18 protein-coding genes are annotated in these 21,707 nt (G+C 61.9%); 10 read left to right on the top strand and 8 right to left on the bottom strand.

The features are described from left to right. Positions 1 to 25 precede the first annotated feature (25 nt). Complete coding sequence (locus tag HFK74_RS19810) at positions 26 to 2,230, bottom strand: TonB-dependent siderophore receptor (RefSeq protein ID WP_180204959.1); 2,205 nt, start codon at positions 2,228 to 2,230, stop codon at positions 26 to 28. 278 nt (positions 2,231 to 2,508) lie between these two features. Between HFK74_RS19810 and HFK74_RS19805 the strand changes: the two genes are divergently transcribed. Next, entirely contained in the window at positions 2,509 to 3,594 is a 1,086-nt protein-coding gene (locus HFK74_RS19805; protein WP_180204958.1) for a DUF1615 domain-containing protein, read from the top strand. Positions 3,595 to 3,670: 76 nt separating this feature from the next. On the opposite strand, the gene HFK74_RS19800 is transcribed toward HFK74_RS19805, so the two are convergent. Then, complete coding sequence (locus HFK74_RS19800; RefSeq protein WP_180204957.1) at positions 3,671 to 4,150, bottom strand: hypothetical protein; 480 nt, start codon at positions 4,148 to 4,150, stop codon at positions 3,671 to 3,673. Between the two features lie 225 nt (positions 4,151 to 4,375). On the opposite strand from HFK74_RS19800, the gene HFK74_RS19795 reads away from it, so the two are divergent. Further along, a complete protein-coding gene (locus HFK74_RS19795; protein ID WP_180204956.1) occupies positions 4,376 to 4,999 on the top strand; it encodes a glutathione S-transferase N-terminal domain-containing protein in 624 nt (207 codons plus the stop codon). A gap of 141 nt (positions 5,000 to 5,140) precedes the next feature. Here HFK74_RS19795 and HFK74_RS19790 read toward each other — a convergent pair whose 3' ends face one another. Then, positions 5,141 to 5,581, bottom strand: coding sequence for a CBS domain-containing protein (locus HFK74_RS19790; RefSeq protein WP_180204955.1), 441 nt, complete (start codon positions 5,579 to 5,581; stop codon positions 5,141 to 5,143). Positions 5,582 to 5,872: 291 nt separating this feature from the next. On the opposite strand from HFK74_RS19790, the gene HFK74_RS19785 reads away from it, so the two are divergent. Next, entirely contained in the window at positions 5,873 to 8,233 is a 2,361-nt protein-coding gene (locus HFK74_RS19785; RefSeq protein ID WP_180204954.1) for a DNA polymerase II, read from the top strand. Here the strand turns inward: HFK74_RS19785 and HFK74_RS19780 are convergent. Together HFK74_RS19780 and HFK74_RS19775 are read right to left on the bottom strand one after the other, a co-directional pair. After that, a complete protein-coding gene (locus HFK74_RS19780; RefSeq protein ID WP_180204953.1) occupies positions 8,198 to 8,668 on the bottom strand; it encodes a DUF1810 domain-containing protein in 471 nt (156 codons plus the stop codon). The two genes, HFK74_RS19785 and HFK74_RS19780, sit on opposite strands and share 36 nt — an antisense overlap. A gap of 27 nt (positions 8,669 to 8,695) precedes the next feature. Beyond that, complete coding sequence (locus tag HFK74_RS19775; protein ID WP_180204952.1) at positions 8,696 to 9,517, bottom strand: aldo/keto reductase; 822 nt, start codon at positions 9,515 to 9,517, stop codon at positions 8,696 to 8,698. 307 nt (positions 9,518 to 9,824) lie between these two features. Here HFK74_RS19775 and HFK74_RS19770 point away from each other — a divergent pair, with 307 nt between their 5' ends. Together HFK74_RS19770 and HFK74_RS19765 are read left to right on the top strand one after the other, a co-directional pair. After that, the gene (locus tag HFK74_RS19770) at positions 9,825 to 10,574 is read left to right on the top strand and encodes a hypothetical protein (RefSeq protein ID WP_180204951.1); all 750 of its coding nucleotides are present in this window, start codon (positions 9,825 to 9,827) and stop codon (positions 10,572 to 10,574) included. A 316-nt stretch (positions 10,575 to 10,890) separates the two neighbouring features. Continuing rightward, a complete protein-coding gene (locus HFK74_RS19765) occupies positions 10,891 to 11,676 on the top strand; it encodes a sulfite exporter TauE/SafE family protein (protein ID WP_008054687.1) in 786 nt (261 codons plus the stop codon). 33 nt (positions 11,677 to 11,709) lie between these two features. Here HFK74_RS19765 and HFK74_RS19760 read toward each other — a convergent pair whose 3' ends face one another. From HFK74_RS19760 to speF, 3 genes are read right to left on the bottom strand one after another with little or no spacing between them, the layout of a single operon-like run. Next, a complete protein-coding gene (locus tag HFK74_RS19760) occupies positions 11,710 to 12,615 on the bottom strand; it encodes an amino acid ABC transporter substrate-binding protein (RefSeq protein WP_180204950.1) in 906 nt (301 codons plus the stop codon). 46 nt (positions 12,616 to 12,661) lie between these two features. Next, positions 12,662 to 14,002, bottom strand: a complete 1,341-nt coding sequence (gene potE / locus HFK74_RS19755; protein ID WP_180204949.1) for a putrescine-ornithine antiporter — start codon at positions 14,000 to 14,002, stop codon at positions 12,662 to 12,664. 31 nt (positions 14,003 to 14,033) lie between these two features. Further along, entirely contained in the window at positions 14,034 to 16,220 is a 2,187-nt protein-coding gene (gene speF / locus HFK74_RS19750) for an ornithine decarboxylase SpeF (protein ID WP_180204948.1), read from the bottom strand. A gap of 313 nt (positions 16,221 to 16,533) precedes the next feature. Here speF and HFK74_RS19745 point away from each other — a divergent pair, with 313 nt between their 5' ends. The 5 genes from HFK74_RS19745 (at position 16,534) to HFK74_RS19725 (ending at position 21,548) form a co-directional block, all read left to right on the top strand. Continuing rightward, positions 16,534 to 17,283: a tetratricopeptide repeat protein gene (locus HFK74_RS19745; RefSeq protein WP_180204947.1), complete on the top strand. Its 750-nt coding sequence runs from the start codon at positions 16,534 to 16,536 to the stop codon at positions 17,281 to 17,283. A gap of 76 nt (positions 17,284 to 17,359) precedes the next feature. Next, a complete protein-coding gene (locus tag HFK74_RS19740) occupies positions 17,360 to 18,262 on the top strand; it encodes a LysR family transcriptional regulator (protein ID WP_180204946.1) in 903 nt (300 codons plus the stop codon). 235 nt (positions 18,263 to 18,497) lie between these two features. Then, on the top strand, positions 18,498 to 19,472 hold the full coding sequence (locus HFK74_RS19735) for a hydroxyacid dehydrogenase (protein WP_180204945.1): 975 nt from the start codon (positions 18,498 to 18,500) through the stop codon (positions 19,470 to 19,472). A gap of 14 nt (positions 19,473 to 19,486) precedes the next feature. Then, positions 19,487 to 20,185: an RraA family protein gene (locus tag HFK74_RS19730; protein WP_180204944.1), complete on the top strand. Its 699-nt coding sequence runs from the start codon at positions 19,487 to 19,489 to the stop codon at positions 20,183 to 20,185. Positions 20,186 to 20,261: 76 nt separating this feature from the next. Further along, the gene (locus HFK74_RS19725) at positions 20,262 to 21,548 is read left to right on the top strand and encodes a CitMHS family transporter (RefSeq protein WP_180204943.1); all 1,287 of its coding nucleotides are present in this window, start codon (positions 20,262 to 20,264) and stop codon (positions 21,546 to 21,548) included. Positions 21,549 to 21,707: the final 159 nt, after the last annotated feature.

Raw genomic sequence — 21,707 nt, 5'->3', positions numbered from 1 at the left:
GCCGCTGAATGGATGCAGGCCGAAATCAGAAGTCGATGGTCCCCGACAGCTTGGCCACCCGTGGTTCGCCCTGGGTCAGGAAGCCGCCCTGGGCTGATTCCCAGTACTTCTTGTTGGCCACGTTTTCGACGCCAAAACGCAAGGTCACGTCCTTTTCCTGCACCTTGAAGGCGTAGCGGGCACCAGCATCGAAGCGGTTCCAGGTCGGCAGGCTGAGGTTGTTCGCCGCATCGGCGTATTGACCGCCAGTACGCAGCATCCGACCGTTCAACGCTACGCCCGGAAGGCCCGGTACGTCCCAATCGACACTGGCATTGAACTGGAAGGTCGGTACGCCGATGGCCCGGTTACCGTCGTTGAGGCCGCCCTGGGTTTTCTTCAGTTCGGTGTCCATCACCGTTACCCCGCTGAGCAGGCGCAGGCCGTCGAGGGGTTCGCCGAAGACGTTGAGTTCCACGCCTTTGTTGATCTGCTCACCCTTGTGCACGAAACGCGCGGTGCTGGTGTCGATGACCTCGGTGTAGCCATCGGCCGGTTGTTCGATGCGATACACGCCAAGGGTCGCGCCATAGGTGCCCATGTCGACTTTCACACCCGCTTCGATCTGTTTGGAGCGGGCCGGGGCAAAGACTTCGCCGCCGTTGACCACCACGCGCGAACCGGCGGTGTTGGGCGCTGTCGGACCTTCGGCCAGGCCTTCGATACGGTTGGCATAGAACGACACGTGTTCCCACGGCTTGAACACGATGCCGTACACCGGGGTGGTGATCGATTCGTCGTAGTTGGAGGTGCGGGTTCCGGTGCCATAGGCATAACCCTGGACCACCAGTTGCTGGCGACGCACCCCGACGGTGACCAGCAGGCGATCATCGAAAAAGCCCAGGGTGTCGGACACCGCGCCGCTGCGCACGAAGGTTTTACCGGTGATGCCCGGGTCGTGCAGGTCGCCGCCGGAGAAACCGCCCTGGGGCGCCGGCACGTCGACCGGGTGGTAGATGTTGTTCGGGTATCGGGTCAGGTCGAAATCGAACGCGTTGCGCTGCTGGGTCCAGATCCCGGCCAGGCCGAAATTGAGCTGGTGACTGACCGGGCCGGTGGCGAATTTGCCGTTGAGGCCGGCCATGGCGCTGCTGTTGTCCTCGTCATGGGGAATGAACGAGCCGGTGGTCACGGAGCTGCCATCGTTGCCGACCAGGGTCGTGCCGTCGTAGTTGCCGACTTCACGGGTGTGCTTGGCGCCAGCGGCGGCGTAGGCGGTCCAGCCGTCGTTGAGGTCGTACTCGGCGCGGAGCATGCCGAACGTATCTTCGATCTGGCTGAAGCCCCATTTCTGCGCATAGTTGGTGTCGGCCGACGGCGCATCCGGGATGTGCGTGGCCGTGCCGAGGTTGACCGAGCTGCGGCCGCCGTTGATGCGCTCCTTGGAATAGATGAAGTCGCCGGAAACGCGCAGGGCGTCGCCACGGTAGTCGAGGCCGATGGCGAACAGTTTCGAGCGCTGGTTTTCATCGTCGATGGCGGTGTCGCCTTCGCGCTGGGACAGGTTGATCCGCGCACCGAAGCGGTTGTCCTCGCCGAAGCGCTGGCCGACGTCCAGGTGTTCGCCGATACGCCCCTCATCACTGATGTCGGTGGTAAAACGGCGCAACGGCGCATCGGCGGCGCGCTTGGGTTGCAGATTGACGCCGCCGCCGATGCCGGAACCGCTCGGGGTCACGCCATTGATGAAGGCGTTGGGGCCCTTGAACACTTCGACGCGCTCCAGGGCATCGGTGGAAATGATCTGCCTGGGCAAAATGCCGTACAGGCCATTGAAGGAGATGTCGTCGCCGTTGAGCGGCAGCCCGCGGATCATGAAGGTCTGGGCCTGGTTGGAAAACCCCGAGGCCTGGCGCACCGACGAGTCGTTGAGCAGCACATCACCCACGGTTTCGGCCTGCTGGTCGCGGATCAGTTCTTCGGTGTAGGCGGTGACGCTGAACGGCACGTCCATGATGTCCTGGTTGCCCAGCACCCCCAGTTGCCCACCGCGCGCGACCTGGCCGCCAGCGTACACCGGAGGCAGGTCGGACGGTGAGGGGGGCTGGGCATTGACGTTGACGTTGTCCAGCACCAGCGCAGGCGAGTTGCCTGGCGCGGGCGTCGCGGCGTGGGCCGTGACGGACAATGAGCAAAGCAAGGCCAGTAGCGTCGACCGATAGGGGATGGCGGTTCTGGCTGGAGTCATCATGCTGGGTTCCTGGGCGGCGCCGCCGCAAATAAAAAGGTATGACGGCGCGGAACTCCTTGCGCAAATGCGACTCCAGGTGCAAATGATAAGAGTTCGCAGTCGTGTGGCGCAATCAGTTTGTATGACGTGCTGCAGGTAATGAGTCCCGAGAGGAAAAACCGCAGCGGCCAGCGATTTTCGCGGGTGCCTGAGGAACAGCCGGGTTCGCCCCCGGTCATAGCCTGCGCCCTGTCATTGATCGTATGGTTAACCCGGTTCAACGAACGCCCTGGAGCAACATGCAAAACCATCGATTGATCATGAGCATCGCCGCCTTACTGGTGCTGGCCGGTTGCAGCAGCCAGCGGCCCCAGGAACCCGCGGCGCGCAAACCCGCCGAGGTCAAGGCGCAGATCGTGCGCCTGCTACCGGCCAAGACCGTCGACCGCCAGGGCTGGGCCACGGACATCTATGCCGCGTTTGCCGCACAGAACATCGCACCGACCACGCAAAACCTCTGTTCGGTGCTGGCAGTCACCGAGCAGGAGTCGACCTTCCAGGTGGATCCCGGTGTGCCGGGGCTGGGCAAGATCGCCCGGGACGAGATCGATCGCCGCGCGGCCAAGGCGCATATCCCCGAACTGTTGGTCAGCGGTGCACTGCGTGTGAATTCGCCCAACGGCAAAACCTACAACGACCGACTCAATGCGGCGCGCAGCGAAAAAGAACTGAGCGCGATTTTCGATGACTTCATCGGCATCGTGCCCATGGGCAAGACCCTGTTCGCCGGCTTCAACCCGGTGCACACCGGCGGGCCGATGCAGGTCAGCATCGACTTTGCCGAACAGCAGGCCAAAAGCTATCCGTATCCGGTGGACGGTTCGATACGGCGTGAAGTCTTTACCCGGCGCGGCGGCATGTACTTCGGCATCGCGCACCTGCTCGGTTATCCGGTGAGCTACAAGCAGCCGTTGTACCGCTTCGCCGATTTCAACGCCGGTTGGTACGCCAGTCGCAACGCCGCCTTCCAGAACGCCGTGAGCCGGGCCTCGGGCATTCCGCTGGCGCTGGATGGCGACCTGGTGCGCTACGGTTCGATCATGCCCGGCACCACGGAGCGGGCGGTGCGCACCCTGGGTAAACAGCTGGGCATGCGCAATCCGACGATCAGGGATCAACTGGAGGAGGGCAACACCCTGGCGTTCGAGGACAGCGAGCTTTATCAACGGGTCTTTGCCTTGGCCGAACAGGCCGAAGGGCGTTCCCTGCCGCGGGCGGTATTGCCGGGGATCGTGCTGCAAAGCCCGAAAATCACTCGCAAGCTCACCACCGCCTGGTTTGCCAAGAGGGTCGACGAGCGTTACCAGCGCTGCATGGCGCGTTGAGCAGACCCGGAATAAATGCATGAAAAAGCCCGGCTGATCAGGCCGGGCTTTTTGTGTGTGCGGTGCAGCGATGGGATCAGGCGACTGTGTTGCCTTGCAGGCGGTCAGAGCCATCGGCAGCGACTGTGTTGCCTTGCAGGCGGTCGGAGCCATCGGCAGCGACGGTGTTGCCTTGCAGGCGGTCGGAGCCATCGGCAGCAACGGTGTTGCCTTGCAGGCGGTCGGAGCCATCGGCGGCAACGGTGTTGCCTTGCAGGCGGTCAGAGCCATCGGCAGCGACGGTGTTGCCTTGCAGGCGGTCGGAGCCATCGGCGGCAACGGTGTTGCCTTGCAGGCGGTCAGAGCCATCGGCAGCGATGGTGTTGCCTTGCAGGCGGTCAGAACCATCGGCAGCCACACGATTCTCGATCAGGCGATCCGAACCACCCTCGGCCACCCGGCTTTCAATCAGACGATCCGAGCCACCTTCAGCCACGACAGGCTGAACAGAAGTAGCGGCAAAAGCGTTAACTGCGAAAACCGAGAAAGCGATGCTGAGGAGGGTTTGGCGTTTCATGATCGTGTGCTCCGGGGTGTTGTTGGTTGGTATGGAGCTGATGTTACGCCGCGGATTTTTTAAGAGAACTTCATTGACGTGATGGTGAACATCGACGTTATTGATAGGGGTGCGGCGATACCGTTCGTGGGCGTGATGTTGCAGTCGTCGGACGTTCGGGCCGTGGTCGATGGCGCCTTCTACACTGGTTAGCTGGTGCTGATCGCGGCCAACCAGGAGGTGTGTATGTATCAACTTTACGGGCATCAGAACTCGGGCGCGGCCGCGATCGAGGCCGCACTGGAGCTGTGCGAAATCGCCTATCGCTTCATCGATGTCGAAACCTCCCCGGAGGCCGCCCAGGCGCTGGAGAAGCTCAATCCGCTCAAGCAGATTCCGACGCTGCAGTTGCCCAACGGCGGCATCCTCACCGAGAGCGCGGCAATCCTGATCCATCTCGGGCTGACGTTTCCCCAGTCGAACCTGTTGCCGGCTGACCCCGCCGACCGTGACCAGGCCATTCGGGGCCTGGCGTTCATCGTCAGCAATTGTTACGCGGCCATCGGCATCATCGATTACCCGGAGCGCTGGCTGGCCAGTGCGGATGAATCGTCGCGGCAAAACCTCATGGCCGGTGCCCGGCAGCGACTCCACTGGAGTTGGGAAGTGTTTGCCGACCAGTTTTCCGCGGAGTTGTATCTGGGGGACGAGACACCGGGCGCGCTGGATGTGCTGGCGGCGGTGATCACGCGGTGGGCGGGCAGCCGCGAACATTTGCGCCGGACCCGGCCGGGTTTTTCCGCCTGGCTGGAACGGATTGACCGGCATCCGACATTGGCGCCGGTGTTTGCCCGGCATTGGCCGTCGTAGACACCTCAATCCCCCGTATCTGTAGGAGCCAGGCTTGCCTGCGAAGAACGATGACGCGGTGTATCTGTAAAGCCGCGTTATCGTTCTTCGCAGGCAAGTCGGATCGCCGCACCGCTGGCTCCTACAAGGTAACGGGTTGTGTCATTCGCCGCGGATGTACTGCTCCAGCTGGCGAATCAGTTCGGCTTGCTCGGCGATGGCCTCCTTGACCAGGTCGCCGATCGACAGCAGGCCGATCAACTTGCCGTTTTCCACCACCGGCAGGTGGCGCAAACGCCGGTCGGACATGATGCCCAGGCAGGTGTCGACGGTTTGATGGGTGTCCACGGTAATCACGGGCGATACCATGATGTCGCGTACCGGCGTGCCCACGGAGGAGCGGCCATGCAGCACCAGTTTGCGCGCGTAGTCGCGCTCACTGATGATGCCCAGCACCTCGTCATTTTCCACCACCAGCAAGGCACCGACGTTCTTTTCGGCCATCTTCATCAGCGCTTCGAGCACCATGTGATCAGGTTTGATCTGGTGCACTTCCTGGTTCTTCTGATCTTTCATCTTGAGCAGTTGCGCGACGGTTTTCATGGCGGTTGTCCGGGTGTTGTCGTTGTTCTTGAAGAATCGTAGACCCAGGCGTTCAGGGCAAGGGCAAAAGCGGCAGATAGCACGCAAAAAACGTCATTGGGCGGTTTTTCTTCGGTAAGCCTCATATTCCAGGTTGGCAAAAAAACGGTGGGAGCGAGCCTGCCCGCGAAGGCGTCGTGTCAGTCGACATAAAGGGTGAATGTCAGTCCCCTATCGCGAGCAGGCTCGCTCCCACAGGTTTGATGATGACGGGTAGAATCACCCTCTGAATCAGCGTTGAGGTTTGCAGTGGTGGATTTACCGCAGGGCTTCGTCCTGACCCGGCATTGGCGCGACACGCCGGCGGGCACCGAAGTCGAGTTCTGGCTGGCGACCGATAGCGGTCCCCGGCGCATCCGCCTGCCTCATCAGCCGTCGGTGGCGTTCATCCCGGCAGACCAGCGCGAGCAGGCCGAGGCGCTGTTGCGCGACGAAAAAAACGTCGAGCTCAAGCCCCTGGCCCTGCAGGACTTCGACCACCGCCCGGTACTCGGCCTGTACTGCCGGCAGCACGGACAACTGATGCGCCTGGAAACCGCGCTGCGCAGGGCGGGCGTCGAAGTGTACGAGGCCGATGTGCGCCCGCCGGAGCGCTACATGATGGAACGGTTCATCACCGCGCCCGTGCGCTTTGGCGGCACACCGGGGGCCGACGGCCTGCTGCTCGATGCGCAGATGAAGCCCGACCCCGACTACCGTCCCAGTCTGAAACTGGTGTCCCTGGACATCGAAACCACCGCCCAGGCCGAGTTGTATTCCATTGCCCTGGAAGGCTGCGGCGAGCGTCAGGTCTATATGCTCGGCCCGCCCAATGGCGACCATGGCGCGGTGGATTTCCAGCTCGAATACTGCGAGTCGCGAACCCAGCTGCTGAAAAAGCTCAATGAATGGTTCGCCCGCCACGACCCCGACGCCATCATCGGCTGGAACGTCGTGCAGTTCGACCTGCGGGTCCTGCATGAACACGCCCGGCGCCTGGCCGTGCCGCTGAGACTGGGGCGTGGCGGCGAGGAAATGCAGTGGCGCGAACACGGCAGCGGCAACCATTACTTCGCATCCGCCGCCGGCCGGCTGATCATCGACGGCATCGAATCCCTGCGCTCGGCGACCTGGAGCTTCCCCTCGTTCAGCCTGGAAAACGTCGCGCAAACCCTGCTGGGCGAAGGCAAGTCGATCGATAACCCGTACCAGCGCATGGATGAAATCAACCGCATGTTCGCCGAGGACAAGCCGGCGCTGGCCAAATACAACCTCAAGGACTGCGAGCTGGTCACGCGGATCTTCGCCAAGACCGAGCTGCTCAAGTTCCTGTTGGAACGGGCCAGTGTCACCGGGTTGCCGGCCGATCGCATGGGCGGTTCGGTGGCGGCGTTCACCCACCTCTACATGCCGCTGATGCACCGCCAGGGCTTCGTCGCGCCCAACCTGGGCAGCAAGCCGGCGCAAGCCAGCCCCGGCGGTTTTGTCATGGACTCGCAACCGGGGCTGTACGAGTCGGTGCTGGTGTTCGACTACAAAAGCCTCTACCCGTCGATCATCCGCACCTTCCTCATTGACCCGGTGGGCCTGATCGAAGGGCTCAAGCACCCCGATGACCAGGATTCCGTGCCGGGTTTTCGCGGGGCGCGGTTTTCCCGCACCCGGCATTGCCTGCCCGCCATCGTCGCCCGGGTCGCCGAAGGCCGGGAAACCGCCAAGCGCGAGCACAACGCGCCGCTGTCCCAGGCGCTGAAAATCATCATGAACGCCTTCTACGGCGTGCTCGGTTCCAGTGGATGCCGCTTCTTCGACACGCGCCTTGCGTCATCGATTACCTTGCGTGGCCACGAGATCATGCTGCGCACCCGAAAGCTGATCGAAGCCCAGGGCCATACGGTGATCTACGGCGACACCGACTCGACCTTCGTCTGGCTGCGGCGCGCCCACGGCCAGCAGGAAGCCGCGCAGATCGGCCGCGCGCTGGTCGACCACGTCAACCAGTGGTGGCGCGAGCACGTGCGTGAAGAATATGGGTTGGAGAGCGTGCTGGAGCTGCAATTCGAAACCCACTACAAACGCTTCCTCATGCCGACCATCCGCGGCGCGGAGGAGGGCAGCAAGAAGCGTTACGCGGGGTTGGTCACGCGCGCCGATGGCAGCGACGAAATGGTCTACAAGGGCCTGGAAACCGTGCGTACCGACTGGTCGCTGCTGGCCCGGCAGTTCCAGCAGGAGCTGTATTCGCTGATCTTCCACCGCAAGCCCTACCAGGACTACGTGCGCGAGTATGTGCGCAAGACCCTGGCCGGTGAGTTTGACGACCGCCTGATCTACCGCAAGCGCCTGCGCCGCACGCTGGACGACTACCAGCGCAACGTCCCGCCCCATGTCCGGGCGGCGCGCCTTGCCGACGATTACAACGATCGCCAGGGCCGCCCGCGGCAGTACCAGAATGGTGGCTGGATCAGCTACGTGATCACCCTGGCGGGCCCCGAGCCGCTGGAAATCCGCAGTGCGCCCATCGACTACGACCACTACATCACCCGGCAACTGCAACCGGTGGCGGACGCCATCCTGCCGTTCGTCGATGACGACTTCTCAACCCTGGTGGGGGGGCAACTGGGCTTGTTTTGAGTCCATCAGCGACAAGGTCCAGTCATCCACGATGCCGTGAAAATACTGGTTCAAGGCTTGATGAAACAGACTGTCGGCGGCCGCGACCTGGGCGAACAAGGTCATCGAGGAGCGAAACTTCAGATCGTCGGGGTGGCCGAAAATCGCCGCCACCGAGCGTTGCTGGATGTTCAGCACTTGCTGGGTACAGGTCCTCAGCCGCACACCCAGCAGCGGATGTGCGAGGTAGGCCTGTGCTTCTTCCCGGGAACGGATCGCGAAGCGTCGGGACATCTCGCTGTCACCCAGCCCGGCAAACTGCGGAAAAACGAACCACATCCAGTGACTGCGCTTGTGGCCGGCGTCCAGTTCAGCCTGGACCCGCTCGAACACCGGGTTTTGCGCCTGGACGAAGCGTTGCAGGTTGAAGACGTCCGGTTGATCGGTGCTTCTCATGTGGAAGCCCTCTGTCACCGCGATGGCTTAGACCATGGCCAACCGCTGCTTGCGTTTGGGCGCCTGAAACGCTTGGTCCAGCGCCTCCAGATCCCCAGCCTCCAACTTCAGTTGCGCCGCTTGCGCATTGAGTCGCACGTGTTCGGGGCGGACGGCCTTGGGGATGGCGATCACGCCGTCCTGGCGCAGCAGCCATGCCAGTGAAACCTGGGCAGGCGTGGCGTCATGGCGGGCAGCTACTAGTTTGAGCGTAGCATTGGCCAGCATTTTCCCCGCCTGGCCGATCGGGCAGTAGGCCATGACCGGCATGCGCTGCTCCTGGCACCAGGGTAGTAGATCAAATTCTATGCCACGTTCCTCGAGGTTGTAGAGCACTTGATTGGTGGCGCAGGCCGTTGCGTTCAGTTCGTGCAGGTCGTCGAGATCAAGGTTGGATACGCCCCAACGGCCGATCTTGCCGGCTTCACGCAGGCGTTCGAAGGCCTCCACCGTTTCTTCCAGGGGATACTGGCCACGCCAGTGCAACAGGTACAGGTCGATGGTATCGGTTTTCAACCGGCGCAGGCTGCGTTCGCACGCCAGGGGGATGCCCTGGCGACTGGCGTTGTGCGGGTAGACCTTGCTGACGAGAAAGACCCGGTCGCGCTGGCCGGCGATGGCGTCACCCACCACGAGCTCGGCACCGCCTTCGCCGTACATTTCGGCGGTGTCGATCAGGGTCATGCCCAGTTCGATGCCCAGGCGCAACGCGGCCACTTCCGCTTGATGGCGGGCGGGGTCCTCGCCCATTTGCCAGGTGCCCTGGCCGATGACGGGGACCTGGGTGCCGGCCAGTTGCTGGGTGCGCATGTTTTGCTCCTTGTGGTCATTATTGCGGTTGGCATCAGGATAGTCCCTCGGGTTCCCTCGTGGCGGCCTGATAGCCGACCAGCCACCCGCGGATGTACCCGATCTACTGTAGGAGCCAGGCTTGCCGGCGAAAGCGTCCGAAAGACCAACGCAATGTTCAAGGACGCCTTCGCCGGCAAGCCGGCTCCTACAACTGCCGGTGATCGATTGCCGACCCTCCCCACTGCACTTTTGCGCCACCAACGGCTCTATCCCTTGCCAGCCGATGGCGATCCCCACCGTCGGCCCATGCCCAAGTCCAATACCCATGGCTCGAGTTTCACCCCACATTGCCCGCTCAATCCGTCGCCATCGCCTGCTGCTGGCCGGCCTGTCGCTGTCCCTGGCCAGTGGTTGCAGCCATCAGCCAGGCAACGACCTGTTCACCCAGATACGCGATGGCAAACCCCAGGAGTTCCTGCAGACCAGCGTCGACCGCATGGCCACGCTGACCATGCGCGACAACCTCGACAGCCTTTACCTGCTGATGGGCAAGCTGTACCTGCGCAACCCCGAGGAGTTGAAAAAGTCCGGTTTCCTGGATGCCCGTACCGCGGGCAAACAGGTGCGCATGGCCATTGAGCAGCAGGAGCCGTTGCCCACGCTGGGTGGCAAGAAGGATCTGGCGGCGTTGCGGTTTGCCATGAGCCCGGAGTTTCTCGGTGATCGGGTCGGTGCGTTCATCTATGCCATCGGCAGCATGCTGGTGACGGCCCATGGCAATCGCCTGGAGTTCTACATGACGGACGCGATCAACCCGACGTTCGTCAGCAATGCCGCGCGCAACATCGAGATCGCCACCTGGATCCTCAGCCAGCGGCAGAACAAGGACGGCCAACCCATGCTGTTCTCCAACGAAATCTCGGAGGAGGGCAGCAACCTGAGTTTCGCCGTGGAGTTCGGCAAGATCGTCGCGCGGCTGGACCTGCTGACCCAGATGCTCGACGAGCGCTACCGGCGGATCGGCTTGAATTACGCCCAGAGCCTGCTGTTCCTGAATTTCCTGCCAGTCCAATGACCTGCTTTTATTTGTAGGAGCCAGGCTTGCCGGCGAAGAACGATGACGCGGTGAAACAGATACACCGCGGCGCCTGGTTCGCGGGCAAGCCTCGCTCCTACAGGCGAAGAACGATGACGCGGTATGGCAGATACACCGCAGCGTCTGGTTCGCCGGCAAGCCTGGCTCCTACAAGAGAAGAAATCGATGACGCGGTTTGAAAGTTACCCGACGAAATACGAATCGGGCATAAAGATAGATCGCATCGATATAACTGGTTATAAGAAATGTCGCTATGCTGCGGGCCAGTTATTCCCTGTGGTTTTTGGACGTATCAATGGATCTGTTGAATATCGGGTTGGTCGTAGCCGGGCTGGTGGTTGGCTTTATCGTCGGCATGACCGGCGTCGGTGGCGGGTCGTTGATGACGCCCATCCTGTTGTGGTTCGGCATCAACCCGGCCACCGCGGTGGGCACCGATCTGCTGTACGCGGCCATCACCAAATCCAGTGGCGTGCTGGTGCACAGGAAGAACAACAACATCGACTGGTCGATTACCGGTTGGTTGACCCTCGGCAGCGTGCCGGCGGTGGCGTTGACATTGTGGTTCCTGAGCAGCCTGAACGAAGCCCCCGACGCAATGAATGCAATCATCAAGCAGGCATTGGGTTTTGTCCTGTTCGCCACGGCGCTGGCGATCCTGTTCAAGAAACGCCTGCTCGATTTCGCCCACAAGCGTGCGGGCGGCAACTACAAACCCAGCGGTGCGCGGCTGAATGTCCTGACCGTGATCACCGGCCTGGTCCTGGGCACCATGGTCGCGTTGACCTCGATCGGCGCTGGCGCCCTGGGCACCGTGGCGTTGTTCATCCTCTACCCGTTGCTGCCGACCCGCCGCCTGGTCGGCACGGAAATCGCCCACGCCGTGCCCCTGACCCTGGTCGCCGGCCTTGGCCATGCGAGCATGGGTAACATGGACTGGCACGTGCTTGGCTACTTGCTGGTCGGTTCGTTGCCGGGTATCTACCTGGGCAGCCACCTGACCGGGCGCATCTCCGATGAATGGTTGCGCCCTTGCCTGGCGACGATGCTGGTATTGATCGGCTACAAACTGGCGTTCTAATAATGTAGGAGCGAGCCGGCTCGCTCCCACAGTTCAAGGCAATGCATACACCCTGAACAGCTTTTTCATCGTCCCGTTGATCCCGCCCAGGTACTTGTCGTACCCCTGCTCGATGGCGCCAGAGCGATAAGCCTCGCTCAGGGCCGTATCAACCAGCAGGCGGAAGTCCTCGTCACCGCGTTCGACGATCATGGCCACCGGGGCGTACTCGAAGATGCGGTCCAGGACCATCAGGTCATTGTTGGCGCCGCCTTTTTCCACCTGGTTTTTCAAAAACATGCGCTCGGCGAAGAACGCATCGGCCTTGCGCGCAGCCACCAGCCCGGCGCCTTCTTCGGTATTGGCCACGGTCACCAGCGAAGCGATCACGCCGAGCATGCGCATCCGTTCACGAATCCAGTCCTCTGTCACTCCGCCCTCGATGGTGGCGTAGGTCTGGTTGGCCAGGCCGCGGTTGATCGTCGCCCGCCAGGTCGGGCCGGGGTTGGCCTCTTTACCATTGAGCGCGTTGAGCAGCGATTCGGCGGCATCCTTGCGCACCAGTACCGAGAGGCCGGCGGTGTACACCGGTATCGAGTAGCTGATGGTCTTGCGCCGTTCGAGGGTCGGCGGGGTCGGCGTGCAGAGGATGTCGACCTTGCCCAGTTTCACCGCGCTGGTCTCTTCGGCAACCGTGACGGGCTCGTAGCGCACCTGCAGGTTGGGCAGGTTGAGCTCGGTCTTGAGCTTGTCGGCGATCTTCAGGCACAGGTCGATGGCATAACCGCTGGCCTTGTCGCCTTGTGCAACGCTGAAGGGCGACAGGTCCGGTACGTAGCCCAGGGTAAAGGTATTGCTGGCGCGGACGCGCTCCAGGGTGTTGGCACCCGCCACCATCGGCAGTGCGGTGAACACTAAAGCGAGCAGCAGGCGAGTGCTTTTTGCAAAGGGTACGTTCATGTCCGGTTTCCCCGTGTACAAGTCTGAGCAGTCCTGATTGCCATGCCTAAACATTGCCGGTCCTGACTTGGGCAACGGTTGGCGCGTCGACGAAACGCTTGGCGAGGAAGCCATAGAGCAGGTAACCAAAGGCGAGCACCAGCGTGCCGCCCAGTACCGCATCCTTGCCGCAGGCGTAGAGCGCATACAACGAGTAAGCCACCGCGATCAGCAGCACCACCACGTTACGCGAGTACACCGCGGGCCCCACCTGAGCTTTGTGCATGATCACCAGCAAGCCGGTCAGCGCTGTGATGTAAGGGATCAGGTTGGTCACTGCCGCCAGGCTCACCAGTTTGCTGAACTGCGCAGCGGCGTCGGGCGAGATGGTCGACACGGCCATGATCGTCTGCAGCACGCCGCAGACGATCATGCCGACTACGGGTGCATTGCTGGCGTTGACCTTGCTGAACAGCTTGAGGAATAGGTTCTGATCGGCCGTCATCTTGGCGGTTTGCGCCAGGGTGAACTGCCAGCCCAGCAGAGAACCTACACAGGCCATGACCGCCAGGGCCATGACGATGTTACCCACCATCGGGTTGAAAATCTTGGCGTAGACCAGCGCGAAAGGCGCTGAGGAATTGGCCAGCTCGGCGTTGGGAATGATCCCCTGGATCACCGTGGTCGACAGCACATAGACTGCGGCGGCACCGAGGGTGCCGAACAGGCAGGCCAGCGGTACGTTGCGCTTGGGGTTTTCCACCGCGTCGGTGGCCTGGGCTGCCGACTCCATGCCGAGGAAGGCCCACAGGGTCAAGGGGATGGCCTTGCCGATGGCTTCGGAAATCGCCAGGTTGTTGGGGTTCCAGGCGGCCGCCAACACATCGGAGTCGAACCAGAACCAGCCGATGATGCTCAGGCCCGCCACCGGAATGATCACCCCCCATACGGTGAAAGCGCCGATCTTGCCGGTGATGCTCGGGCCACCGAAGTTGGCGATGATGGTTATCCAGATCAGCGCGACCGTGCCGACGAACAGCGGGATGGCACCACTGCTGAGCCAGGGCAGGAAGGCGCTCATGTAGCCCACCGCCGAGATCGCGACGGCGACGTTGGCGATCGCCAGGGACAGGAAATACAGATAGGAACAGAGGAAGAACCCCGACTTCGCATGGGCTTCTTCGGTGTAGGCGGACAAGCCGCCGGATCGCGAACAGAACACCCCACACTGGGCGAAGCAATAAGCTATGGCCATCGAGCCGATCGCCGTGAAAATCCACGACAACAGCGAGACTGCCCCGAGTTGGGCCATGTTGGTGGGCAGCATGATGATGCCTGAGCCCATCATGTTGACCGTGACCAGCGTGGTGAGCCCCATCAGGCCCATTTTCTTGCTTGAATCAGCCATCGCACACTCCTTGCCCTGTTCAAGTCGAGGATCAGCTCTTGAGCACATACCCATAGGCGCGAATACGGCCGCCTTGTTCTTTCAGGTACACGCCCTGCAGTTCCGGCGTGAACCCGGGCAAAGCGTTAATGCCTTCTTCCAGCGCCAGGAAGTACTTCAGTACCGCGCCACCCCAGATTTCCCCCGGCACCACGCACAGGACACCCGGTGGGTAGGGCAGCGCGCCTTCGGCAGCGACACGGCCATCGGCATCGCTCAGCGCGACCAGCTCGACGTTACCGCGGATGAATTCGATCTGCGCCTGTTGCGGGTTCATGGCTTTTTTCGGGAAGTGTTCCTTGCGGAACATGTCCTTCTGCAGTTGCTGCACGTTATGGCTGCGGTAGAGGTCGTGCATTTCCTGGCAGAGCTGGCGGATCCTGTAGTTGCGGTAGCGGTCTTCATGGCGTGCGTAGATGGCCGGCAGCACCCGGCTCATGGGTGCATCATCGGCAAGGAACTGCTCGAAGCGGGCCAGTTGCGCGGCCAGGTGGCTCATCTTCGCCCAGTCTTCGGCGGGCGTGAGCAGGAACAGGATCGAGTTGAGGTCGCACTTCTCCGGGACGATGCCGTTCTGGCGCAGGAAGTTGGCGAGGATGCCGGCATGGATGCCGAAATCGGTGTAACTGCCGTCAATCGGGTCGATGCCGGGGGTGGTGAACAGCAGCTTGCAGGGGTCGATGAAGTACTGCTTGTCGGCATAACCGGGGAAGGCGTGCCAGCGATCCTTGGGGTGGAACTCGAAGAAGCGCAGGTCGTTGGCGATGGCGTCGGAGGGGTGGTCCTGCCATGGGCGGCCGTCGATGGTTTCCGGCACGAACGGACGCACCAAGGTGCAGGCCTCGAGGATCAGCTTGCGCGCGTTGATGCCGAATTTCACGCAGTCTTCCCACAGGCGCAAGCCACTGCGGCCGGCGTGGATGCGCGCATTCACATCCAGCGAGGCGAACAGCGGGTAGAACGGGCTGGTGGAGGCCTGGGCCATGAACGCGTTGTTCAAGCGTGCGTGATTGCAGTAGCGCGCCTGGCCCTTGATGTGGCGGTCCTTCTTGTGGATCTGCGAGGCCTGGGAGAAGCCGGCCTGCTGTTTGTGCACCGATTGGGTGACGAAAATCCCCGGGTCGTCTTCACCCAGGTCCAGCAGCATGGGCGAGCAATCCTTCATCATCGGGATGAACTGTTCGTAGCCCACCCACGCCGAGTCGAACAGGATGTAGTCGCACAGCTTGCCGATGCGGTCGACTACCTGGCGCGCGTTGTAGATGGTGCCGTCATAGGTGCCCAACTGGATGATCGCCAGGCGAAACGGCCGTGGCAGCCGCGCCTTGTCCGGGGCGACTTCATTGACCAGTTCGCGCAGGTAGTTTTCCTCGAAGCAATGGGCGTCGATGCCGCCGATGAAACCGTAGGGATTGCGCGCGGTTTCCAGGTACACCGGCGTAGCGCCGGCCTGGATCAACGCCCCCTGATGGTTGGATTTATGGTTGTTGCGATCGAACAGCACCAGGTCGCCAGGCGTCAGCAGTGCGTTGGTGACCACCTTGTTCGACGCCGATGTGCCATTGAGCACGAAGTAGGTCTTGTCCGCGTTGAATACCTTGGCGGCATGCTTCTGCGCCAGCAGGGCCGGGCCTTCGTGGATCAGCAGGTCGCCGAGCTTGACGTCGGCGTTGCACATGTCGGCGCGGAACAGGGTTTCGCCAAAGAAATCGAAGAACTGGCGGCCGGCGGGATGCTTGCGAAAGAACTGGCCGCCCTGGTGACCGGGGCAGGCGAAGGTCGCATTGGCGGCCTCGGTGTAGTGCTTGAGGGCGTCGAAGAAGGGCGGCAGCAAATTTTCTTCATAGGCCTTGGCGGCGGTTTCGAGCTGGTTGCCGTAGTACTCGGCGTTGTAGCTGGAGAGGTCAAACACGCCGTTGACCAGCAGGATCACCTCGTGCAAACGCTTGTAGACATCCAGTGCACGATTGCCCGCGCCACCGCGAGGCACCACCAGAAACAGCGGGATGTCGAAGCCGGTTCGTTGAATGGTATCCAGCGCGCCGCCCATCACATCGTCCACGGTCAACACCGCAGCGGCGACATCGGTAAAGTCAGTTTGATCCAGGGCAACGATCGGGCGGGAAGTCTGGAAGCACCCCAGGACAGCATCGCTTGCAGCAACTTTCAAAACATTCATAACCAGTGGCTCCTGGTCTGTTTTGACGATGAGATACCGGGTACAAACGCCTGCACAGGTGTTTGAGACCGGGCTAGGTACAGTTGCTCATTGGGTATAGTTCAATTTTTTTAAAGTTGAAAATTTAATGCTTTTTAAAAAGGCAGGATTTGGCTGATAGAAGGGCAGCGCTCGAACACTGCCTGAAGTGGCCTGTGGCCGGGAACTTCAGGCTGTTGGCCAGGTCAGTAGGGGCCCTGCATCGGAGATTCCGAGCAGTGCTGGTGGCCTGCTCTCATGGCGGTGCCGTCCGACATCAGCCGAGTCTGCCCCGATGCCAACCCTGCGTTTTCTGCCGAGCCTTATCCTGGCGTGCTGCGCCGTCGCGTCGCTTTCCTCGGTGGCTGCCGAGCGGCGGGTGCCCGCGCAAAGCAACAGCGCATCCACCACTCTGATCGAAACCGCCTCGCGCCAGTATGAAGATGGCCAGCTGGACCAGGCCGCCGCCACGCTGGAGCGTGCCCTGCATATCCAGCCGAACAATCCCGCAACCCTGCATTACCTCGGCGTACTGCGCCTGCAGCAGGGGCAGTACCAGCAGGCTGAAACCCTGGCGGCGCGCTCGAACCTGCGGGTTGGCAGCAACGTCGAATTGCGCAACCGCAACTTCCAGTTGATCCAGGCGGCGCAGCAGGCCCAGGCTTCGGGTACCCCACCCAAGGCCCAGGAGGACCTGGTCGCCGCACAGAAGGCCCGCGAAGCGCAGGCGCAAAGGCTCCGCGAAGCAGAACGGGCGGCGGCTGAACAATCCACTGCGCAGACGCAGCCCCTCCCTGGCAACTTCGCTCGCGTGGCGGATTCTGCGGCGACTGCCAGAACGCAGCCCGAAGGACAATTTCAGGTGGCTTCCACCGCGGCAGAATCCGCGAACGATGAGATTGCGATTCCCCGCGGCCATTGGCCGCCGCCGGGTCAATGCCGCATCTGGTTCCCCGATCGCCCGCCTGGGCATCAGCCTCCTCCAGGCAGCTGCAAGAAGCTGCGAAAGCGGATTCCGTCAGGCGCCTTCCTGATGCAGGGCTGAACCTGCTGCCCCATGTTCCTGTTTGATGGGTTACCCTGCCCGCCACTCTGGGTTCGCGTGAGGGAACAGTGCCTCGATGAGCATCAATCTTCAGATACGTGATTTGGCGTACTTCATGAAAATCGCCGAGTTGGGCCACCTGGGACGAGCGGCGGAGGTGCTGCATGTTTCGCAGTCGGCGCTATCCAAATGCATTGATCGGCTGGAAGACGCCTACGGCGCCGAGCTGTTTGAGCGGGTAGGGCGCGGGATCAGGTTGACCAGCGCCGGTCAGTTGCTGTGCGAGCGCTCGCAGAAGGTTGAAAGATTGCTGGACGAAACCCGGCGTCAGACGGTCTCGATGGGCAAGGGCCTGGCGGGCGTCATTCGCGTCGGGGCGGCGGCTACCACGGCCGAATTCGTCTTGCCCAAGGCATGCCGCCTGCTTCAGGAACAAGCGCCTGCCGTGTTGCTTGAGATCCAGATCGGCATGAACGACGTGCTGCACGACTCCCTGCGCAAGGGCGCGCTCGACCTGGTGGTGGGGCCGTTGGGAACCCGTGATGAAGAACTGAGCGAACTGGCGATCCTGAACGACGAAGTGGTGGTGGTCGCAAGCGCTAATCACCCCTTGGCGGGCCGGCACGTACCGATGCAAGCGTTGTGCGAATACCGCTGGATTCTGTCGCCCACCTCGGTGGCGACGCGCCAATGGCTGGAAGCTGCGTTCAGCGCCAACGGCCTGCCGGCACCGGACGTCGCCATCGTGTCCAGCTCCCTGGCGTCGATGCGCAACCTGATTGCTGAAACCGGCCTGTTGAGTTTCGTTTCCCGGCGCAATCTGGCGAGCACCGGCGATGTGCTGATAGAAATCCCCAACGAAAAAACCACCATGCCTCGGCGTTTCGGTGTGATCCATCGCACCGATGCCTACCTGTCTCCCGCCACGCGGCGTTTTATCGACATCCTCCAGCAGCAGGGCGATGCAGCCAGCAGCTAAGACGTCCAATCATTACATTCCTCGCAGGAATGGTTTGTTGAAAATTCGATAATAGATTCCAACAATCTGCACAGTGATACTGACGGCGTACTCCCCGGTGGGGGGCATAACAATAAAAGCCGGAGATCACTCCATGAAGTTGTCCGCCACATTTGTGCAGTGCCTTGCGCTTCAGGTTCCGCTGAATCCGCTCGCCCCACCTATTTGCCCACCTCCCTCGCTGAAGGCTTGACTCATGCCCCATACCATTCTGGTCACGGCCCCGAAACTGGCGGCCGCCGGCCTTGATTTGCTGCACGCGCACCATTGCCGGGTTTTGTTCGTCGCGCCAGGTCAAGGCGCCACGGAGATCGAACAGATCCTCGCCCGTGAGCCGGTCGATGCAGTGATTTCACGCACCTTGGACCTGACCGCCACGGCGATCGCCGCATGCCCGACACTCAAGGTCATTTCCAAGCATGGCGTGGGTGTCAGCAACATCGACGTAGGTGCGGCCACCGCACGCGGCATTCCGGTGTACGTGACGCCCGGCGCCAATGCGCAATCGGTCACCGAAATGACCCTGGCACTGATGTTCGCCGCTGCGCGCCGGGTGAGCTGGATGGACCAGGAGCTGCGCGACGGGCGTTGGTCCCGTGCGCAAGACGGCCTGGAGTTGAGCGGCCGGACATTAGGGCTGGTCGGCTTTGGCCAGGTGGCGCGGCGCGTATCGCTGGCCTGCCAGGCGATTGGCATGAGTGTGCTGGTCTTTGATCCGCTGCTACCCGTAGACAGCGATCTGCAAGGAGCCGAACGCGTCGAATCGCTGGAGCAACTGCTGCCCCGCAGCCAGGTGTTGAGCCTGCATGTGCCGCTCACGGAAAAAACCCGTGGGTTCATCGGTGCCGAGCAGCTGGCGTTGCTGCCCCGGGACGCGCTGCTGATCAATACCGCGCGCGGCGAAGTGATCGATGAGTCGGCGCTGATCGTCGCTCTGCGTGAGCGCCGTCTTTACGCCGCCGGGCTCGACACCATGGCCATCGAGCCGCTGCCCGCCGACAGCCCGCTGCTCAGCCTGGACAACGTCGTGCTGACGCCCCACGTCGGCGGCTCGACCCCGGCGGCGCTGGCCGCCATGGCGGCAGGTGCTGCACGCAATGTACTCGGCTATCTCAACGGCGCAGCGGTATCGGCGACTGCCTGCGTCAATCCGACTGTGCTCTGCAACTGATCAGGAGTTTGTCCATGACTGGCTATACCAATGAACACTGGCCCGCGGGCTATCGCATCAACCCTCGTGTCGACAGTCTCCCCGCCGATCTGGTCGAGGCGTTCCGGGCCATCCCGGTCGCGGTCGCGGGCGACTGCATGGGCCGTAGTGTCGGCGCCCGGGGCTTGAAGGCTTATCACGGCGATCTGTCGCTGAAACTCTGCGGACCGGCCTTTACGATCCGCATTCGCCCGGGTGACAACCTGATGGTGCACAAGGCGCTGATGATGGTCGAGCCCGGTGATGTGCTGGTGATCGATGGCGGCGGTGACGTCAGCCAGGCGGTTATCGGCGGCCTGGTAAGGACCACGGCGCTGCGGGTGAAACTGGGCGGGATCGTTATCGACGGGGCTGTGCGTGACCTCGAAGAACTCGCCGAGGGCATCGTTCCGGTATTCGCCGCCGGCCACACCCATCGCGGTCCGAGCAAGGATGGCCCCGGGGAAATCAACGTGCCGATTGCCTGCGCGGGCTTGTGCGTATTACCCGGCGACCTGGTGCTTGGCGATGCGGACGGCGTGATCGCCATTGCCGCTGCAGACGCGGCGGCGCTGTTGCCCAGAACGCTGGCTCATCTGCAGCGTGAAGCGGGGATTCGCGAAACCAACGAGCAGGGCACCGCTGACCCCGAACGCTTCAATGCCCTTTTACGGGCCAAGGGATTGCCGGTCTGACTGAACGATGCAACGCGTCCAGCCGACGTCGGCCGGACGCCGCCAGCCTGTACAACTATAAAAACAGGGTAACGCCATGCTCATGCTTCTCAGCTTCTTGATGTTGGCCAGCTTCATCTATTTCCTGATGAGCAAACGCCTGTCCGCGCTGACGGCGCTGATCCTCATTCCCACGGCCTTCGCCTTGATGGGCGGCTTCCATGCCGACCTGGGAAAATACGTCATCGATGGCTTGAAAATGGTGGCGCCCAACGGGGTGCTGATGATTTTCGCCATGCTGTATTTCCTGACCATGACGGAAGCCGGCATGTTCGACCCGCTGGTGACCCGGATCGTCAAGGCTGTGCGGGGTGACCCGGTGAAGATCTTCATCGGTACCGTTCTGCTCGCATTCATCGTCGCGCTGGATGGCGATGGCGCGACCATCTACATGATCGTTCTCTCGGCATTTTTGCCGATCTACAAACGCCTCGGCCTGTCGTTGCCGATGGTCTGCTGCCTTTTGCTGCAAGTGGCCGGGCTGGGCAACATGGTGCCATGGGGCGGGCCCACTGCCCGGGCCGCGACCTCGATGAATGTCGACGTCGCCGACATGTTCGTGCCCATGCTGCCCGCCATGCTCGCCTGTGTCGGCTCGACCTTCGTCCTGGCCTACCTGTTTGGGCGCCGTGAACGTGCGCGACTGGGTGGCACCATCGACTTGAACGGCGACTTCGCCGTGCACAAGGAACATCGTGGTGAGGGGTGGCGTTTCTATTTCAACTGGGCGTTGACCGCGCTGTTGATCCTGGGCCTGTGCCTGCAGCTGTTCCCCCTGAGCTACCTGTTCATGGTCGCGGCCTGTCTGGCGGTGGTCGTCAACTTTCCCGACCTCAAGGCCCAGCAGGAACAATTGGCGTTACACGCACCGCCGATCCTCGCGGTCTCCAGCCTGATCTTCGCGGCCGGCGTCTTTACCGGCGTGCTCTCCGGTACCGGTATGGCCAATGCCGTTGCAAGCGGTTTGCTGCAGGTGATTCCCGACAGCTTTGGCCCTTACCTGGCGGTGATCACCGCGTTGCTGAGTATTCCGGTGACCTGGCTTGTGTCCAACGACGTGTTCTATTTCGGTATCTTGCCGATCCTTGCCGAGACCGCCCAGCATCACGGTATCAGCGCGATGGAAATGGCCCGCGCGTCATTGGTGGGGCAGCCCGTGCATATCCTGAGTCCCCTGGTCGCGTCGACTTACCTGGTGGTCAGCATGCTCAAGCTCGATTACGCCGAGAACCAGCGCTTTACCATGAAGTGGTCGGTGATCAACTGTTTCATCTTGCTGGCGGTGTCGCTGTTGAGCGGGATTTTTCCACTGTTCGTCAACTAAGGGTTCATTAAGAAACAGGGGTGTGGGCACTTGTCGGGCTCAATGTAACTTCAAACTTTACTCTGGCTTACAAACTCCTTACACGGATCAGCGGTACCATCATGCACTTGAACCCTTGCATGAAAATCCCTCTTTGTCAGTCCAGTGCTCGCGCTTGCC

Source organism: Pseudomonas sp. SbOxS1 (genome assembly GCF_013416725.1).
GTDB lineage: Bacteria > Pseudomonadota > Gammaproteobacteria > Pseudomonadales > Pseudomonadaceae > Aquipseudomonas.
This window is presented reverse-complemented; position numbering and strand designations above follow the sequence as displayed.

What these genes read in the sequence shown, in the direction of transcription:
- potE (WP_180204949.1), bottom strand. Translation starts at nt 14,002, where the DNA reads ATGGCTGATTCAAGCAAGAAAATGGGCCTGATGGGGCTCACCACGCTG.
- HFK74_RS19770 (WP_180204951.1), top strand. Translation starts at nt 9,825, where the DNA reads ATGGCTCGAGTTTCACCCCACATTGCCCGCTCAATCCGTCGCCATCGC.
- HFK74_RS19760 (WP_180204950.1), bottom strand. Translation starts at nt 12,615, where the DNA reads ATGAACGTACCCTTTGCAAAAAGCACTCGCCTGCTGCTCGCTTTAGTG.
- HFK74_RS19795 (WP_180204956.1), top strand. Translation starts at nt 4,376, where the DNA reads ATGTATCAACTTTACGGGCATCAGAACTCGGGCGCGGCCGCGATCGAG.
- HFK74_RS19745 (WP_180204947.1), top strand. Translation starts at nt 16,534, where the DNA reads ATGCCAACCCTGCGTTTTCTGCCGAGCCTTATCCTGGCGTGCTGCGCC.
- HFK74_RS19805 (WP_180204958.1), top strand. Translation starts at nt 2,509, where the DNA reads ATGCAAAACCATCGATTGATCATGAGCATCGCCGCCTTACTGGTGCTG.
- HFK74_RS19780 (WP_180204953.1), bottom strand. Translation starts at nt 8,668, where the DNA reads ATGAGAAGCACCGATCAACCGGACGTCTTCAACCTGCAACGCTTCGTC.
- HFK74_RS19800 (WP_180204957.1), bottom strand. Translation starts at nt 4,150, where the DNA reads ATGAAACGCCAAACCCTCCTCAGCATCGCTTTCTCGGTTTTCGCAGTT.
- HFK74_RS19790 (WP_180204955.1), bottom strand. Translation starts at nt 5,581, where the DNA reads ATGAAAACCGTCGCGCAACTGCTCAAGATGAAAGATCAGAAGAACCAG.
- HFK74_RS19810 (WP_180204959.1), bottom strand. Translation starts at nt 2,230, where the DNA reads ATGATGACTCCAGCCAGAACCGCCATCCCCTATCGGTCGACGCTACTG.
- HFK74_RS19775 (WP_180204952.1), bottom strand. Translation starts at nt 9,517, where the DNA reads ATGCGCACCCAGCAACTGGCCGGCACCCAGGTCCCCGTCATCGGCCAG.
- HFK74_RS19725 (WP_180204943.1), top strand. Translation starts at nt 20,262, where the DNA reads ATGCTCATGCTTCTCAGCTTCTTGATGTTGGCCAGCTTCATCTATTTC.
- speF (WP_180204948.1), bottom strand. Translation starts at nt 16,220, where the DNA reads ATGAATGTTTTGAAAGTTGCTGCAAGCGATGCTGTCCTGGGGTGCTTC.
- HFK74_RS19740 (WP_180204946.1), top strand. Translation starts at nt 17,360, where the DNA reads ATGAGCATCAATCTTCAGATACGTGATTTGGCGTACTTCATGAAAATC.
- HFK74_RS19730 (WP_180204944.1), top strand. Translation starts at nt 19,487, where the DNA reads ATGACTGGCTATACCAATGAACACTGGCCCGCGGGCTATCGCATCAAC.
- HFK74_RS19765 (WP_008054687.1), top strand. Translation starts at nt 10,891, where the DNA reads ATGGATCTGTTGAATATCGGGTTGGTCGTAGCCGGGCTGGTGGTTGGC.
- HFK74_RS19735 (WP_180204945.1), top strand. Translation starts at nt 18,498, where the DNA reads ATGCCCCATACCATTCTGGTCACGGCCCCGAAACTGGCGGCCGCCGGC.